Below are 15,705 nucleotides of genomic sequence, written 5' to 3'. Positions count from 1 at the left end.
GCTGAGTAAGTTTTTTTGATAATTGCCATGAACGGTAAGTGCAAGCGTGCTGTTTTCCTGGGGGCGTTGTATAGGTTAACGGGGCATGAAATATGGGGCCAAAATGGTTCCAGCATGGCGCTTTCACCCAAGGCACTTGAATGAACCTTCTGAAATCAGGGTCTGCTGACGATGTATCTGGCTGAAGCTCCTGTAGAGCAACATGAAGAAGAGCGTATTCTTCTTGTGGACGACAATCCGACAAATTTGCAGGTATTGCTGCAAACCCTCAGTGGCCGTGGCTATAAGCTTCTCATTGCCAAGAATGGTGAGAGTGCACTGAGAATTGCCGCCAAAGCAAAGCCTGCCTTGGTGTTGCTGGATATTATGATGCCAGGTATGGATGGTTATGAGGTTTGTCACCGTCTAAAGGAAAACCCTGAGACCCGTAATATCACGGTGATTTTTCTGTCGGCTCTGGATGATACCAAGGATAAGGTCAGGGGGCTTGAAACCGGAGCTGTAGACTTTATTTCCAAACCTTTTCAGGCCGAAGAGGTGATAGCCCGTGTTCAGACTCAATTGAAAATTCATAAGCTTGAGCAGGCCCTTTCAGCGAGAAATCGGCAGCTTGAAGCCGATAAAGCCCGTATTCTGGAAAGTATGAATGAGGGAATATTTGGCCTTGATCGTCTGGGATTAATCACTTTCGCCAATCCTGCTGCGTCCGCAATGACTGGTTGGTCCATCGAACAACTTACCGACCAGAATTTGATTCAGTTGATGCAGAGGGAAGGAAATGAATTATCTAATGTGTCCGGGCCACTGGCACCTATTGAGGTTTCGTTGAACAAGGGTGTCAGCAAAACCGTTGAGAATGCCACTTTCCTGCACAGTGATGGCACACCTTTTCCGGTTGATTACTCCTGCACTCCTATCATGGAAAATAGCTCTCCCAGTGGTGCAGTGGTTGTTTTTCGTGATATTTCCGAGAAGAAAAGACAGCAGGAAGCGTTGCAAAAGGCGCTGGATGAATTGGAAAGCCAGAAAGAGCAGCTGACTCATGTTTCTCGCTTGAGCACAATGGGGGAGATGGCAGCGGGCTTTGCTCATGAAGTAAATCAGCCCCTGACTGCCATTTCAAATTATGCTCAGGTGGCCAGAAGAATGTTGGCCAGGTTGGAGTTAGAAGATGACCTTGGTCTTTCAGAGGCTATGGAGAAGATAAATACTCAGGCCAGACGGGCAGGTGAAATCATTGCCCGTATCCGCTCTTTCGTGAAGAAACCAGATCATGTTCTGGGCAGTGTGGATCCGAATCGATTGATTCAGGATACCTACAAACTGGCTGAGGTGGATGCTCGGAACAACCATATGGAAATACACCTGGAGCAGGAAGCAGGGCTTCCTAATGTCAAGGTTGATCCGGTACAGATTCAACAGGTGGCTCTGAACCTGATTCGCAATGGTATGGAGGCAATGCGGGATATGGATACCCGCAGTATTGGAGTGTATGTTCGTACAGAACGTCAGGATGATAATTTTGTTAAAGTGTCAGTGATTGATCGTGGTCATGGCTTGGCAGACGATGCAGAAGAAAAGTTGTTCACCCCTTTTTATACGACCAAGGCTGATGGTATGGGCATTGGGCTGACAGTATGCCACTCCATTATTCAGTCGCATGGTGGCCGGCTGACATTCCAGCGCCACCCTGATGGCGGGACGATATTTGAATTTACCATGCCGATTGCAGACTGATAATATGTCTGCTTTAAATGCCTTACATAGCAGAGAATAAACGATAGTGGTGATGAAAGTTGCCGGGAGAAAAGACGTTGGCTGATCAAGTGACGGAGTACATGCATGGACTGGGTAAAAGAGCCCGGCAGGCCAGTAAGGAAATGGCTATTGCTGATACTGCGATTAAAAACAGGGCTCTACTGGCAATAGCAGACGCACTTGAAGCGGATCGTTCTCAGTTGAAGTTTGTGAATACCAGGGATTTGGATGCGGGCCGTGATCGGGGGCTTGATGCAGCGATGCTGGATCGTCTGGAGCTTACCGATGCTCGAATCGATACCATGATTGAGGGACTACGGCAGGTGGCAGCCCTGCCAGACCCCATTGGCACTATTGACGACATGAAATATGTGCCTAGTGGTATTCAGGTAGGAAAAATGCGGGTTCCTCTTGGGGTTATTGGCATTATCTACGAGTCGCGCCCAAACGTCACTGTCGAGGCTGCAAGTCTTTGCCTGAAGTCTGGCAATGCCGTTATTCTCCGCGGAGGCAGTGAATCTATTCACTCAAATCAAGCGATTGCGCAGTGTATTCAGCAGGGACTGGCTCAGGCCGGTTTACCAGAAGATGCTGTTCAGGTGGTTGGGACTGTAGATCGTGCTGCTGTTGGTGTGCTGATTACTATGCCTGAGTATGTGGATGTAATTGTGCCTCGGGGTGGTAAAAGCTTAATTGAACGGGTCAGTGCTGACGCCCGTGTACCGGTGATCAAACATCTGGATGGTGTCTGTCATGTCTATTTGGATGACCGGGCTGATCATGCTAAGTCAGTACGAATTGCCATGAATGCGAAAACTCATCGTTACGGTGTGTGCAATGCAATGGAAACACTGCTGGTGCATCAGGATGTAGCTCAGCCTCTGCTTCGTGAACTATCAGGGCTTTACTCTCAGAAAGGGGTTGAGCTGAGAGGCTGCCCGGTAACTTGTGAGATTTTACCCAATGCAGTAGCGGCAACAGAAGACGACTGGTCAGAAGAGTATCTTGGTCCTGTCCTGGCCATTAAAGTGGTTCTGGATATGGATGAGGCGATTGCCCATATTAATCGCTATGGCTCCCATCATACCGATGCCATCGTGACTGAAGACTTTTCTCGTTCTCGCCGTTTCATTCGAGAAGTGGATTCCAGTTCTGTTATGGTGAATGCATCAACCCGCTTTGCAGATGGTTTCGAGTATGGGTTAGGCGCTGAGATTGGAATCTCTACCGACAAAATCCATGCACGGGGCCCGGTTGGCCTTGAAGGGCTGACTTCACAGAAATACGTGGTTTTAGGCGATGGTCATGTCCGTCAATAATATTATTTTGCTATAACCGAAAATAATCTGAGGTGCACAGTAATATAAACAGGTTGCTTGATGTAAAAGGAGCAGGTGAAATGTCGCTGCTCCCAGACAGCCATCTTGGTTGAAAGGTAAAAACCGGAGTAAAAGTAGGTCTGTTACCATCCCGCTAGTGGATTTCCACCTCTGGCACGTATCGGGCATTGACATCTATGATTAATGCTGAGAGCCTGCCCGGTTTAAATGGCCTGATTGATCTACGGTGGGTAAGCCGTATTTTGCTGGGTCGTCAATACGAGGTTAATTTTGCAGTCTATGCATTCTGATGAACTTAAACAGCTTGTTGTAGAAGCTATCGAAGAAGTAAAAGGTAATGAGATCACCTGTTTGAACGTTGCTGGACAGACCAGTGTTACTGATTACATGGTGATTGCCTGTGGTACATCCAATCGCCATGTGAAGTCTCTGGCAGATAATGTCATTGAGCAGTGTAAAAAGAGTGGTGTTCGCCCATTGGGCGTTGAAGGTCAGGACAAGTCTGAATGGGTTCTGGTAGACCTTGGCGATGTTGTTGTACACCTGATGCTTCCTGCTACTCGCCAGTTCTATGATCTGGAAAGGCTTTGGGATAACGCTGATCTGGCTGCTGCTGAGCCATCCTGATGCGAATTCGGCTGATATCTGTTGGCTCAAAAATGCCAGGTTGGGTTGAAGAAGGCTATAAAGAATACAGCCGCCGGCTTGGTGCAGACGTGAAACTGGAGCTTGTTGAGATTGCTCTTGGTAAGCGCAGTAAAGGCTCTGACATTAACCGCCTTCAGGAGAAAGAGGCCGGTCAGATGCTCGCTGCTGTGGGTTCTGGCGATCTGATTGTCACCATGGAAATCATGGGAAAGGCTTGGAGTACTGAGAAACTGGCGGATAATATGAGTGAGTGGCTTCACAGTGGCCGGAATGTCAGCTTGCTGGTCGGTGGGCCGGAAGGCCTTCACTCTTCATGCCTGGCAAAGGCGGATCTCCGCTGGTCACTCTCTCCACTAACACTTCCTCACCCACTTGTCAGAGTTGTTGTGGCTGAGCAGGTCTACAGAGCCTGGAGCATTCTTCACAATCATCCTTACCACAAGTAAAACTGATGTAACCGTGATTGACGAAGTACTTTCGCTCAAGTAAAAGTGAAGGTCGAACGAGTGTTTTTATATGAAATGCAGTGGTTTTTCTCTTGGGAAACACTGCATTTTTTACGTTTAATCCTTGTATATTAACAGGCTAATGTATCAATTGATGCGTAGAGAACTGCCTTTTGACCATACGACTGATGACTGAGATATAACATGCCGCAGGATACCTTAAAGGACCATGGGGCAGAAAAAAGACTGGTAAATATCCGGATTTGGGTTGCCATTGGCTTTATGGCACTCCTTGGTGTGGGACTGATTTCCCGCCTCTTCTATCTTCAGGTTGTTCGCTACAATGAGCTGTCCACGCAATCGGATGAGAATCGTGTACTGGTTCAACCAATCCCCCCTACCCGTGGTTTGATTTACGACACGAATGGTAAGCTTCTTGCCGTTAACAAGCCCAGTCATATACTGTCGATTGTTCGAGAGCAGACAAGAGATCTTGATGGTTTGCTGGATGATATTGACAATATTTTACCTCTGACTGAGGGAGAACTGCAGCGTTTTCATCAACGAATTAAGCGACGTCGACCTTATGAAGCCGTTCCTCTTAAGTTTGATCTTACTTCAGAAGAGATAGCCCAGATTTCGGTGAACCTTTTCCGTTTGCCAGGGGTAGATATCAATGCTGAACTGATTCGGCAGTACCCCGAAGGAAAGAACTTTGCACACAGCATCGGTTATGTAGGCCGGATTAATGATCAGGACTTGAAACGTCTGGATCCTGCTCTTTACTCTGGAACTCATACCACTGGAAAGATTGGTGTAGAACGCTCTTATGAGTCTGTACTATTGGGGAAACCTGGTCACCAGGAAGTAGAAACCAATGCTCGTGGTCGAGTATTGAGAGTATTGAAAAAAGTCAGTCCGGAAGCCGGTCAGGATCTAAATCTTTATCTGGATAGTGATCTGCAGAAAGTGGCGATTGAAGCAATCAATGGCCGAAGAGGGGCTTTGGTTGCGATGGATCCAAAGACTGGTGGAGTGCTGGCAATGGCGAGCAATCCGTCATTTGACCCTAATCTTTTTGTCACCGGTATTGATAGTAAAACGTACAATGCTTTGAATACTGATATTGAGCGGCCACTCTACAATCGCGCATCATTAGGAGAGTACCCCCCCGCTTCTACAGTAAAGCCGGTAATGGGGCTTGCCCTACTGGCTAATGATGTGGTGAAACCAGAAGATAAAATTTTCGATAAAGGCTGGTTTCAACTGCCTGGCAGTGACCACCGCTTTCGAAACTGGAAGCGCTCTGGGCATGGATGGGTCGACTTACCGCGTGCGATAACGGTGTCGAATGATACCTATTTCTACATTCAGGCTGGGAAGCTGGGTATTGATAACCTTCATGATTTTGCTGATCAATTTGGGTTTGGCCACAGAACCGGTATTGATATAAGAGAAGAGCGTCCGGGGCTTTTGCCTTCCAGAGAGTGGAAGAGAGGGGCATATGGGCAGCCCTGGTATCCGGGGGAAACAGTGATTGCGATCATCGGGCAGGGCTATATGCTGGCAACGCCATTGCAGCTGGCAGAATCGACAGCGCTTATTGCAAATCGTGGTAAATATGTTCAGCCCAGATTGGTGAAAGAAAATATTCCTGATATACAGGGTGAGTTCTGGGGGGATGATATTAAAATTGGCCGGACTCCCGAAGCAGATGCCAAAAACTGGGAGTTGATTATCAAGGCAATGGAGGATGTTATTCATTCTCCAAGGGGAACCGCTAACTGGCGAATTGGGCGGGGACTCAAGTATCGTATGGCTGGTAAAACCGGAACAGCGCAAGTGGTTAGCATTGCTCAAGGTGAGGAGTATGATGCTGAGAAGTTAAAAGAGTTTGAGCGGGATCACAGCTTATTTGTAGCGTTTGCCCCAGTGGATGACCCTCAGATTGCTGTTGCTGTTATTCTTGAGAACAGTAATGGCGCTTCTAATGTGGCCAGAAAGGTGATGGACTCTTACCTGCTGCCACGATTAAGTGCCAACAGTGATCAGGCGAAAGGAGAGAAATAATGGCTAACCAGGATTTTGTTCGCCAGATTGACCTCCATGGGTTTGGTCGTAGCCCGGGACTTTCCATGCGGTGGCATATTGACTTTGTGCTGCTTGGTTTTCTACTTTTACTCTGTGGTGCGGGGCTCTTTATTCTTTACAGTGCGACCGGCAGGGATATGTCTGTTGTTATTCGGCAGTCTACCTACCTGGGCATCAGTCTGGCCGGGATGTTGATCGTTGCGCAAATCCCTCCAAGAATGCTGATGCAATGGGCTAAATGGTTTTATGTGGGAGGTGTTCTGCTATTGCTGGCTGTGCTTTTTATGGGGGTTCACTCCAAAGGTGCTCAGCGCTGGATTCAGCTTCCGGGTTTTCGGTTTCAGCCATCGGAAGTAATTAAGCTGATTATGCCGATTACCATGGCCGCTTTTCTGGCCCGACGCCCTCTACCGCCTTCTTTTAAAGATGTCATTTTGTCGCTAATAATTATTGCTGTTCCTGTGGTGCTTATTGCTAAGCAGCCAGATCTGGGGACATCAATTCTGATTGGCTCTTCCGGTATGTTTGTTTTGCTGCTTGCAGGGTTACGAAAGCGGATTATATTTTCTGCGATTTGCCTTGCTGTGCCTGCTATCTATGTGCTCTGGCAGTTCTTTATGTACGACTATCAGAAGCGTCGGGTGCTGACATTTCTCAATCCGGAAAGTGACCCCTGGGGAGCAGGTTGGAATATTATTCAGTCTACCATCGCAATTGGTTCCGGTGGACTTTATGGCAAGGGGTGGTTACAGGGGACGCAGTCTCACCTCGATTTTTTACCAGAGAGCCATACCGATTTTATCATTGCCGTTCTCGCAGAAGAGTTTGGCTTGATGGGGTGCCTCATTCTGCTTGCTCTGTATACATTGATTCTGGGCAGAGGAGTATTCATCACCTTGAATGCTCATACGCTGTTTGGTCGCTTATTGGCGGGTAGTATTACCCTGACATTCTTCGTGTATATCTTCGTAAATATTGGAATGGTTAGTGGGCTTTTGCCAGTGGTTGGAGTTCCTCTGCCCATGGTCAGTCGGGGGGGAACCTCTTTGCTGACATTGCTTGCTGGTTTTGGCCTGCTGATGTCGATACATACGCACCGCTCTTTTCTGGGAGTTTCCAGATAGATCTTTACCTTTCTACCATAGAATTCAAAACCACTGTCGATTAATGTAGATGTAGGGTTGGTTAAGTATTGTGGCAGCTTTATTAGGCTGTGGGAGCACCCTGAGCTTGTTATTTTTGAAAAGGTACGGATACATGAAAAATTTTCCTGGAGTATTCCGTCAAGTTGTAAGTGGAAGCCTGCTGATGGCTTCCGTCTTGGTCACGCCTGCTTCCTATGCACTAGCTCAGGAGAGTCATGACAGTGATTATCTGGGCAGGCAGGATGTTGATGCTTTCATCGATGAACTGGTAGCTGAGAATAGTTTTTCCCGGAAAGAACTTGAAGATATTCTGGCTAAGGCGGAGCGCTCTGAACGGGCTTTGGAGCTTATCAGTCGTCCTGCAGAAGGTACTCTGGAATGGAAAGACTACCGCAAGATATTTATCACGCCAGAAAGAATAGCTAAAGGGGTAAACTTCTGGGAAGAAAATGCAGAAACGCTTGCCCGGATTGAGAAAGAATTGGGGGTTCCTGCCAATATTATTGTGGCAATTATTGGTGTTGAAACCTACTACGGTCGTCAGACTGGTGGCTTTAAAGTTCTGGATGCGCTAACCACTCTTGGGTTTGACTTTCCTCGAAGAGGTGCATTCTTCCGCAAAGAGCTGAAAAATTTCCTGATACTGGCCCGAGAACAGAATCTGGACGTGGATGAGCTGACTGGATCCTATGCGGGCGCTATGGGCATTCCTCAATTTATGCCGTCTAGTTATCGTGCCTACGCGGTTGATTATACGGGTGATCAACAGGCAAATATCTGGCGAAGTGATGAAGATGCCATAGCCAGTGTTGCTAATTATCTGCAAAAACATGGCTGGAAGTACGGCAGTGGTATTGCCTTGCAGGCAAGAGTTTCGGGGATTAAACATGATCAGGTAGTTTCTTCAGGCTTAAAACCGGATAAAAAGCTGAGTCTTGTTCAAAAGGCAGGGTGGTCAGTACCTAAAATGCTGCCTCGTTCTTCAAAAGTTCTGGCGATGAGGCACGAAGGGAGTGCTGGCGCTGAGTACTGGGTTGGGCTTCATAATTTTTATGTAATTACCCGCTATAATCGTAGCCAGATGTATGCCCTTGCGGTTTATCAGTTAGCAAGAGAAGTTAAGGAAAACTATAACGACTCGCTGGTATTAAAAAATCAATCTGCCAGGAAAAAGCAGGGGTGATTGTTGCTCGTTGTGGATTGGTGGATTTCGGCTGGCCTTCTGGAGTGAAGGCCTTAAGCGTATGAATATTAATGGTTATGTTTAATCAATTGGAACTACCTGGTCTTTTTAAGAGCCTTGCGTACATGAATAATTTTGCTGGTAGCAAGGGTATCTGGTCGCTATCAAAGCCTTTCAGCGCAGCTTTAATGCTGATGGCTCTGGCTGGTTGTAGCAGCCAATCCGTTCAAGATGGACCGCCCTCTGAGCCTGTGGATGTGAGTGGTATTCCTGATGCAATCCCATCACCAATACAGGTTCCCCTTAAAAATACACCCTATACCTTGGGGGGGATTGACTATCAGCCAATGATTTCGGCAAATGGGTATTCAGAGAACGGCCTTGCTTCCTGGTATGGTACAAAGTTCCATGGCAAGCAAACAGCTAATGGCGAAATATACGATATGTTCAAAATGACAGCAGCCCATAAAACATTGCCTTTACCTTCTTATGTCAAGGTGACCAATGTTGAAAATGGGCAGTCTGTTGTTGTTCGTGTAAATGATCGTGGGCCTTTTCATGGTGACCGGCTGATTGACCTCTCTTATGTAGCGGCGAAGAAATTGGGGTTCGCTGACTCAGGGCTGGCTAATGTGACCATAGAAGGAATTGACCCTGAAACCTTTTCCCGTTCACCAGCCCATGAGCTGGATGGTGAACTGCTTTATTTACAACTGGCAGCACTGAAAAGTTATCACAACGCGCAATTGCTCCGCAGAGATGTTTTTTCCAAAGTTGGTATTCAGGCAATAGTAGTAAAAGGGGAAGAATCAGAACCGCTTTACCGGGTAAGGGTTGGGCCTGTTGAGAGCCCTGATCATCTGGAGTCACTCTTGGAAAGCTTGAATGATGCTGAATTTGAAGAGCCTTTTCTTATTTATGAAAAGCCTATATCAGCAAAAGAAGCTGAGCAGGTTGTAAAAGCGCCTTAACTTGTCGCTGTCTGCCATGGTATGAGAAGCATAGGATGGAGTGTTTACCTCTATCCTATTGCCTGTCTACCAGAACTTTAAGCATGCCTTTAATCTCTGCCAGCTCGTCTTCTACCCGGGTGAGGCGATCTTCAACCACCGTCAATTTACCAGCAACATTGGCAATTTTGCCTTCAACACCTGTTAACCTTCCTTCAAGGTCTGTCATGTGTTCGTCGGTTTGGCTTTGCCACTGTTCCATGCTGTTAATGCGTTGTATAAGCGCCTTCATAAGCTCTTCGACATTGATGAGCCGCTCATTCATGCCACTGCTTTGACGAGTTAGCTCAAAGACAGTCTGACGAATGGTAACAATATCTTCTCCTATCTCTGTCAGTTTGGCATTTTCCTGTGCTGCAGCCCTTGCCTTGGGCTCGTTAATGCCAAGCTCAATCAGACACTCATAGAGATCTTCATTTAACATTTTTTTCACTCCTGATTTTTGTCAGAACATCAGCCGAAATGCTTTGGAATAAATAATTATTAATAACTAATACGTTCGAATGGACATCTCTGGCTCAATCTTGTAGTGGGGTGGTTTGTAGAAGATAGTCGTGTATTGATAAGCTAAAAGTAGAGTGGGATTTCACGCGTTGCCAAGTTAATTTCTTCTGAGTGAAAGCCCTTGGGATTTCAGGGATGTAGAAAAAACATCATGGTTTGTCTCTCTGCAAAGTCAGGTTTTTCGGTACAATGCCGGCATAGATTTCTTTGCTATTAAACTCTATGAAAATCGTTAACCTCAAAGATCTGCCTTCATGCGTTGATAAAATTGCTTCCTGGCACTTTTCTGAATGGGGGGGCTTATATCCGGGTAGTGGTCTAGAGGACTTTAAGGCAGATATGGAAGCTTCTTTAGTTTCCTGCAGGATTCCTCAAACCTGGGTGTTAATGGAAAATGGTGTGGCATGGGGAACGGTAAGCATTCTTGCAACAGATCTACCAACCTGCCCGGAACTTTCGCCGTGGTTAGCTAACGTCTATGTTGAGCCTTCGAAGAGAGGGTGTGGATATGGTCAGCAGCTGGTAAAGGTGGCAATGGGATATGCAGAGCAGCAGAACTTGAGTCCGCTATTCCTGTATACTCCAGACCAGGTCAGTTTTTATGAGAAGTTGGGGTGGAATACCTTTAAAGACGATATTTATCAAGGGGAAAAAATTTTTTTCATGAGCATATAGTCTTGCTCAATACATACTCGCTTCTGGCTTGATGGAAGATCTGCTGTGCTAACATGCCTGATAAAATGTTATCAGTCGTTGTAAGTCGCAGTTAACCTCTTAAGACTTGAACATTATAATGATGGAAATCCATATACTCAGAGCATTTACCTGCATGAGCAAAAGAATTTTATCTCCCCGCCGCTGGCTGGGAGCATTGACCATGGCTGGTCTTGTTATCGCAGGCCAGGCCAGTGCTTATGGACAGATCCCTTCGCCACCGGAAGTGTCGCTAAAGAGCTACATTCTGATGGACGCGGCCAGTGGTGAAGTCCTGGCCTCACAGAACCCAGATGAAACAATGCATCCTGCCAGCCTGACTAAGATGATGACGGCTTATCTGGCTGAAATGGAAATGGCTGCAGGCAACATTAGTCGCGATGACAAAGTGTTAGTCAGTGAAAAGGCATGGAGCCTGGGTGGTTCCACCATGTTTATCGAAGTTGGGGAGAGAGTACCGGTAGAAGAGCTGCTGAAAGGTATCATTATTGTTTCCGGTAATGATGCCAGTGTTGCCATCGCAGAGCATATTGCTGGAAGCGAAGGCGCTTTTGCCCAGTTGATGACCAGTACAGCTCAGCGTCTTGGTATGAAAAATACCCTTTTCCAGAATGCATCTGGCTGGCCTGTAGATGATCATTACTCCACCGCTCGTGACTTGGCCATTCTTGGCAAGCATATCGTTCAGGATTATCCGGAATACTATGGCTGGTACGCTGAAAAATATTACCAGTACGGTGTGGATAAGAAGAGTGGTAAGCCTCTGCGTCGTCAGGCCAATCGCAACCGCCTGCTTTGGACCAACCCCTATGTGGATGGTTTGAAAACTGGTCACATCGAAGATACTGGATATCATCTGGCAGTAACTTCCGAGCGTGATGATCGCCGGCTGATCGCTGTGCTGTTAGGCTCCAGAAGTGAGAAACAGCGTGCCGATGATGCTCAGAAGCTGCTTACCTATGGGTTCCGCTTCTTCGAAAATGTAGATGTGAAAAAAGGTGGCGAGCCTCTGCAAAGCGTTAAAGTCTGGAAGGGGAATATCAGTGAAATTACCGCAGGTATTACTGAGGACCTTATCGTCACTGTGCCAAGAGGTACGGGTAAGAACCTGACCGCTTCTCTGGCTATCGATCCAAAGCTTGAAGCGCCTATAGAGAAAGGTCAAACCATTGGTTCAGTAAAAGTGATGCTGGAGGATGAACTGGTACGTGAAGTGCCACTGGTTGCCCAGCAGGCTGTTGAGCCAGGAGGCTTCTTCAAGCGTATCTGGGATAGTATTGTCTTGTTCTTTACCGGGCTGTTTGCATAACCTTTCTGCTTTTGCAGAAGGCGAAGCGTAGAGATAAGCGTGAAAAGCGCTGTATTCCCAGAAAGGGTGCAGCGCTTTTTACTATTTACAGCCCGACAATGATGTAGGTAGATGGTTATGAAAGAGCCACAAGCCCCAAAAATTGAATTTCCATGTGATTACCCTATCCGTATCGTAGGGCACTCAGCTCCCGATTATAAAGATTTTGTTCTGAGAGTGGTGGCAAAACACGCACCGGATTTCGATGGTCATGCAAAGATGAAAACTAGCCGAAATGGTAAGTACATGTCAGCTACGGTCGTTATTCATGCAACGGGTGAACCTCAGTTGCAGGCACTCTTTGAAGATTTGAAAGCCAGTGGCCGTATTCAGATGGTTTTGTAATGGACAGGGCTTTGATGGTTGAAAGCACTAAACAGTCTGACAGTATTGGAAGTGATCTCATCGTTCGTTATCTTGGGCGGAGAAACTATGAGCCTGTCTGGCTGGCGATGAAAGACTTTACAGCCAACAGGGATGATCAGACACAGGATGAATTCTGGGTGGTAGAGCACCTCCCGGTTTTCACTCAGGGACAGGCCGGTAAGCCGGAACATGTTCTTTTTCCTGGAGATATTCCCGTTATTCAGGTAGATCGTGGTGGTCAGGTTACTTATCATGGCCCGGGACAGCTGGTCTTTTATTTCCTGATGGATGTGCGGCGAAAGAAGAGTGGTCCAAGGGCCGTGGTTTCTGCATTAGAAGCGGCTGTCATTGAGATGCTTGCCAGTTATGGGATCGAGGCACAGAACAAATCGGATGCGCCTGGTGTTTATGTCAATGGTGCAAAAATTGCGTCTCTAGGCCTTCGGTTCCGTAAAATGTGCTCCTATCATGGGCTTAGCCTGAATGTAGATATGGATCTGGAACCCTTTAATCGCATTAATCCCTGTGGCTACCCGGGGCTCCATGTGGTGGATATGGCATCACTTCTGGGAAATGTCGATATAGAGGAAGTGAGTCGACGTTTGCTGGTATGCTTTCAGGAAGCACTAAACTACATCAATATTGATGAGAGAACGGCCAGTGATGAGTTGCCTGCAGATAGCGGGCATAATGGGTCGGTAGCGTAACGACTCAGTTAGCAGTACACAAAGATAACAGGGGGGGGCATGTCTACTCATTCTGAAAACAACGGTCATGAGCCGTTAGACAGCCGTGAGCTATTAGATAGCGGCCCCGCCGGAGAAAGCCAGCGGATGAAGCCGGAACAGATTATTCCTACCGTGCAGATCGACGGTAGCATCAAGATAGAAAGTGGTACCAAGTTTGTAAATGACAAAGGTATCACCGCGATTAAAAATGGCATTAAAGCAAGCGCCGGGGGACAGCATGCCCCGATTCAGCGAAAACCATCCTGGCTCAGAATAAAAGCAAGTCACGGTACGAAGTACAAAGAAGTCAAAAGCACTGTTCATGAGCATAAGCTCAGTACAGTCTGTGAAGAGGCCATGTGCCCGAATATCAACGAATGCTGGAGCTCTGGTACTGCGACCATCATGTTGATGGGCGATACCTGCACCAGAGCCTGCCGGTTCTGTGCCGTGAATACCGGTAACCCCAAGGGGTGGCTGGATCATGATGAACCGGAGCATACCGCTAACTCAGTTAAGCTGATGAATCTGAAGTATCTGGTGCTGACTTCGGTGAACCGGGATGATCTGCCGGACGGTGGTGCTGGGCATTATGCCGCTGTGGTTCGCAAGGTTAAGGAAGAAAACCCGGATACTGATGTAGAGGTTCTGACTCCTGATTTTCTCGGTGTCATGTCCCATGTTGAAACGGTTGTTGACAGCCCTATAGCGGTCTTTGCTCAGAATGTAGAAACCGTTCGCCGACTGACTCACCCGGTGCGAGATCCCAGGGCCAGTTATGAACAAACACTGGCTGTGCTGGAGCATGCCAAGAAATATCGTCCTGATGTACTGACGAAAACCAGCCTGATGCTGGGCCTTGGTGAAACCGATGATGAGATTCTGGAAGCCCTGGATGATTTAAGAGCCATTAATGTGGATATTGTAACGTTTGGCCAGTACCTGCAGCCAACCGTCAATCATCTCCCCATTGAGCGTTATGTGACACCGGAAGAGTTTGAAAAATACCGGCAGTGGGGACTTGAAAAAGGTTTTCTGGAGGTGGTTTCCGGTGCTCTGGTACGATCCAGCTATCGTGCGGAGCAGGTGTTGCAGAAAAATAACGTGGGTCTTTAAAAGGCTTTCTGTAGTATATGGCTGCTATGCTCTTTGCCATACACTCAGCAAATTCTGTTCATACTGGGCGTTAACCGTTCACTCGGCGTATAAAAAAGCATAAATATCCGCTTAATAGCTCCAGCTAGTGTTATCGCTAACTATCCCATCCCTTTCAAAAAGGGCCAATTCTAAGAATAGTGGCTAATAATCGTGCTGAATTTATATAACAATCGGTAAACAAAAAACTACGATTTACTGGTAGGTTTACGGTTGTCGGCTAACTTATGATATCTACCTTGAAATTACGGCTCCCACAGGGTGTACTCTGGTCTGCCGTTTTTCTCGCCCACTAGCGTTTACTGGGTAGATAACTATAGCGATCCGCTATAAGTGGCGAGAGCAGGGTAGAATGTTTGCTGTTTTACCATGGGCATTTGTCACTAATGACTGAACATCCGTTAGCCAGAAGCACTCAATGCCGTCTGGCTGAGGGGATGACTGCGGCAGGAATCCAGCCTTAACACTATGTTTATTGATCAATACTGTACCTCTCTGGCAGATAACCGTTTTTCGTTTACCCGTGAACAGGCCAGCCAGTTTGCGAAGCGCATTGCCAATGATTTTAATCCACTCCACGATGTGGATAACTCCCGGTTCTGCGTTCCGGGTGATCTGTTGTTTGCCAAGATCCTGCTGAGTGAAGGGCTTTACAGTGATATGCGTGTCACTTTCAACGGTATGGTCACCGATGGTGTTGAGCTTGAAATCTGTACCAACGATAAAGGGCATAAGAGCATTTATGACCTTTCCGGCAAGATGTATCTGGATATTGAGCGCCACGGAGCCTGCAGCCATGATACATCGATGATTGAACGGCTGGTGCGCAGCTATGTCGCTTTTTCTGGTGAGAACTTTCCCAATGTCTTTGTGCCCCTGATGAAGTCTCATGGTGTAATGATCAATACGATCAAACCGCTGGTCATCTACGACAGTATGACATTGAAAATGGAACGTGTTGACCTGGTAAATCCCCATCTGGAAGCCGCAGGAGCCACTTTGGAGGTGAACGGTAAGCGGGGTAAGGTTACGCTGAACTTTATCTACCGTGAAAATGGAGATGTGGTAGGTATGGGGGAGAAAACCATGATTCTCTCCGGCTTGAGGCCCTACGACCAGGAGGCCATTGATATCATGATTGAAAAACACATCGCCCGGCAGCATCAATTTGCCAGCTAAACGTCTTTTTTGACTATCTTTTTAATGGCTGCTTTTCAATGATTATGTCTTTTTTCCTGTAAAGACGTTGAAGAGTGGCTTCTATTCCAG

General features: G+C 47.0%; 15 protein-coding genes. 14 read left to right on the top strand and 1 reads right to left on the bottom strand.

Annotated features, from left to right (window positions below):
• Window positions 1–171 precede the first annotated feature (171 nt).
• The 8 genes from ACOCLE_RS15970 (at window position 172) to ACOCLE_RS15935 (ending at window position 9,582) form a co-directional block, all read left to right on the top strand.
• Window positions 172–1,737 (top strand): response regulator, encoded by a 1,566-nt coding sequence (locus ACOCLE_RS15970; protein ID WP_419533315.1) that lies wholly within the window; start codon window positions 172–174, stop codon window positions 1,735–1,737.
• A 101-nt stretch (window positions 1,738–1,838) separates the two neighbouring features.
• Window positions 1,839–3,077: a glutamate-5-semialdehyde dehydrogenase gene (locus ACOCLE_RS15965; protein ID WP_419537217.1), complete on the top strand. Its 1,239-nt coding sequence runs from the start codon at window positions 1,839–1,841 to the stop codon at window positions 3,075–3,077.
• A gap of 300 nt (window positions 3,078–3,377) precedes the next feature.
• Window positions 3,378–3,725 (top strand): ribosome silencing factor, encoded by a 348-nt coding sequence (gene rsfS, locus ACOCLE_RS15960; RefSeq protein WP_419533314.1) that lies wholly within the window; start codon window positions 3,378–3,380, stop codon window positions 3,723–3,725.
• Window positions 3,725–4,192 (top strand): 23S rRNA (pseudouridine(1915)-N(3))-methyltransferase RlmH, encoded by a 468-nt coding sequence (gene rlmH, locus ACOCLE_RS15955; protein WP_419533313.1) that lies wholly within the window; start codon window positions 3,725–3,727, stop codon window positions 4,190–4,192. The genes rsfS and rlmH overlap by 1 nt, the downstream gene beginning before the upstream one ends.
• Before the next feature lie 204 nt (window positions 4,193–4,396).
• Window positions 4,397–6,262, top strand: coding sequence for a penicillin-binding protein 2 (mrdA, locus tag ACOCLE_RS15950; RefSeq protein ID WP_419533312.1), 1,866 nt, complete (start codon window positions 4,397–4,399; stop codon window positions 6,260–6,262).
• Window positions 6,262–7,407, top strand: a complete 1,146-nt coding sequence (gene rodA, locus ACOCLE_RS15945; protein ID WP_419533311.1) for a rod shape-determining protein RodA — start codon at window positions 6,262–6,264, stop codon at window positions 7,405–7,407. Before mrdA ends, rodA begins: the two co-directional genes overlap by 1 nt.
• 133 nt (window positions 7,408–7,540) lie before the next feature.
• The gene (gene mltB, locus ACOCLE_RS15940) at window positions 7,541–8,611 is read left to right on the top strand and encodes a lytic murein transglycosylase B (protein ID WP_419533310.1); all 1,071 of its coding nucleotides are present in this window, start codon (window positions 7,541–7,543) and stop codon (window positions 8,609–8,611) included.
• 125 nt (window positions 8,612–8,736) lie between these two features.
• Window positions 8,737–9,582: a septal ring lytic transglycosylase RlpA family protein gene (locus tag ACOCLE_RS15935; protein ID WP_419533309.1), complete on the top strand. Its 846-nt coding sequence runs from the start codon at window positions 8,737–8,739 to the stop codon at window positions 9,580–9,582.
• 55 nt (window positions 9,583–9,637) lie between these two features.
• Here the strand turns inward: ACOCLE_RS15935 and ACOCLE_RS15930 are convergent, their stop codons facing one another.
• Complete coding sequence (locus ACOCLE_RS15930; RefSeq protein ID WP_419533308.1) at window positions 9,638–10,045, bottom strand: hypothetical protein; 408 nt, start codon at window positions 10,043–10,045, stop codon at window positions 9,638–9,640.
• Window positions 10,046–10,347: 302 nt separating this feature from the next.
• On the opposite strand from ACOCLE_RS15930, the gene ACOCLE_RS15925 reads away from it, so the two are divergent.
• The 6 genes from ACOCLE_RS15925 to ACOCLE_RS15900 all read left to right on the top strand — a co-directional run bounded on the left by ACOCLE_RS15925 (window position 10,348) and on the right by ACOCLE_RS15900 (window position 15,615).
• Window positions 10,348–10,800: a GNAT family N-acetyltransferase gene (locus ACOCLE_RS15925; RefSeq protein ID WP_419533307.1), complete on the top strand. Its 453-nt coding sequence runs from the start codon at window positions 10,348–10,350 to the stop codon at window positions 10,798–10,800.
• A 202-nt stretch (window positions 10,801–11,002) separates the two neighbouring features.
• Window positions 11,003–12,148: a D-alanyl-D-alanine carboxypeptidase family protein gene (locus ACOCLE_RS15920; protein ID WP_419533306.1), complete on the top strand. Its 1,146-nt coding sequence runs from the start codon at window positions 11,003–11,005 to the stop codon at window positions 12,146–12,148.
• Window positions 12,149–12,259: 111 nt separating this feature from the next.
• Complete coding sequence (locus ACOCLE_RS15915; RefSeq protein WP_419533305.1) at window positions 12,260–12,532, top strand: YbeD family protein; 273 nt, start codon at window positions 12,260–12,262, stop codon at window positions 12,530–12,532.
• 14 nt (window positions 12,533–12,546) lie between these two features.
• A complete protein-coding gene (gene lipB, locus ACOCLE_RS15910) occupies window positions 12,547–13,260 on the top strand; it encodes a lipoyl(octanoyl) transferase LipB (RefSeq protein ID WP_419533304.1) in 714 nt (237 codons plus the stop codon).
• Window positions 13,261–13,386: 126 nt separating this feature from the next.
• Window positions 13,387–14,397, top strand: a complete 1,011-nt coding sequence (lipA, locus tag ACOCLE_RS15905; protein WP_419537216.1) for a lipoyl synthase — start codon at window positions 13,387–13,389, stop codon at window positions 14,395–14,397.
• Between the two features lie 507 nt (window positions 14,398–14,904).
• On the top strand, window positions 14,905–15,615 hold the full coding sequence (locus tag ACOCLE_RS15900; RefSeq protein ID WP_419533303.1) for a DUF3581 family protein: 711 nt from the start codon (window positions 14,905–14,907) through the stop codon (window positions 15,613–15,615).
• Window positions 15,616–15,705 lie beyond the last annotated feature (90 nt).

It is taken from the genome of Endozoicomonas sp., from assembly GCF_965196975.1.
GTDB lineage: Bacteria > Pseudomonadota > Gammaproteobacteria > Pseudomonadales > Endozoicomonadaceae > Endozoicomonas.
This window is presented reverse-complemented; position numbering and strand designations above follow the sequence as displayed.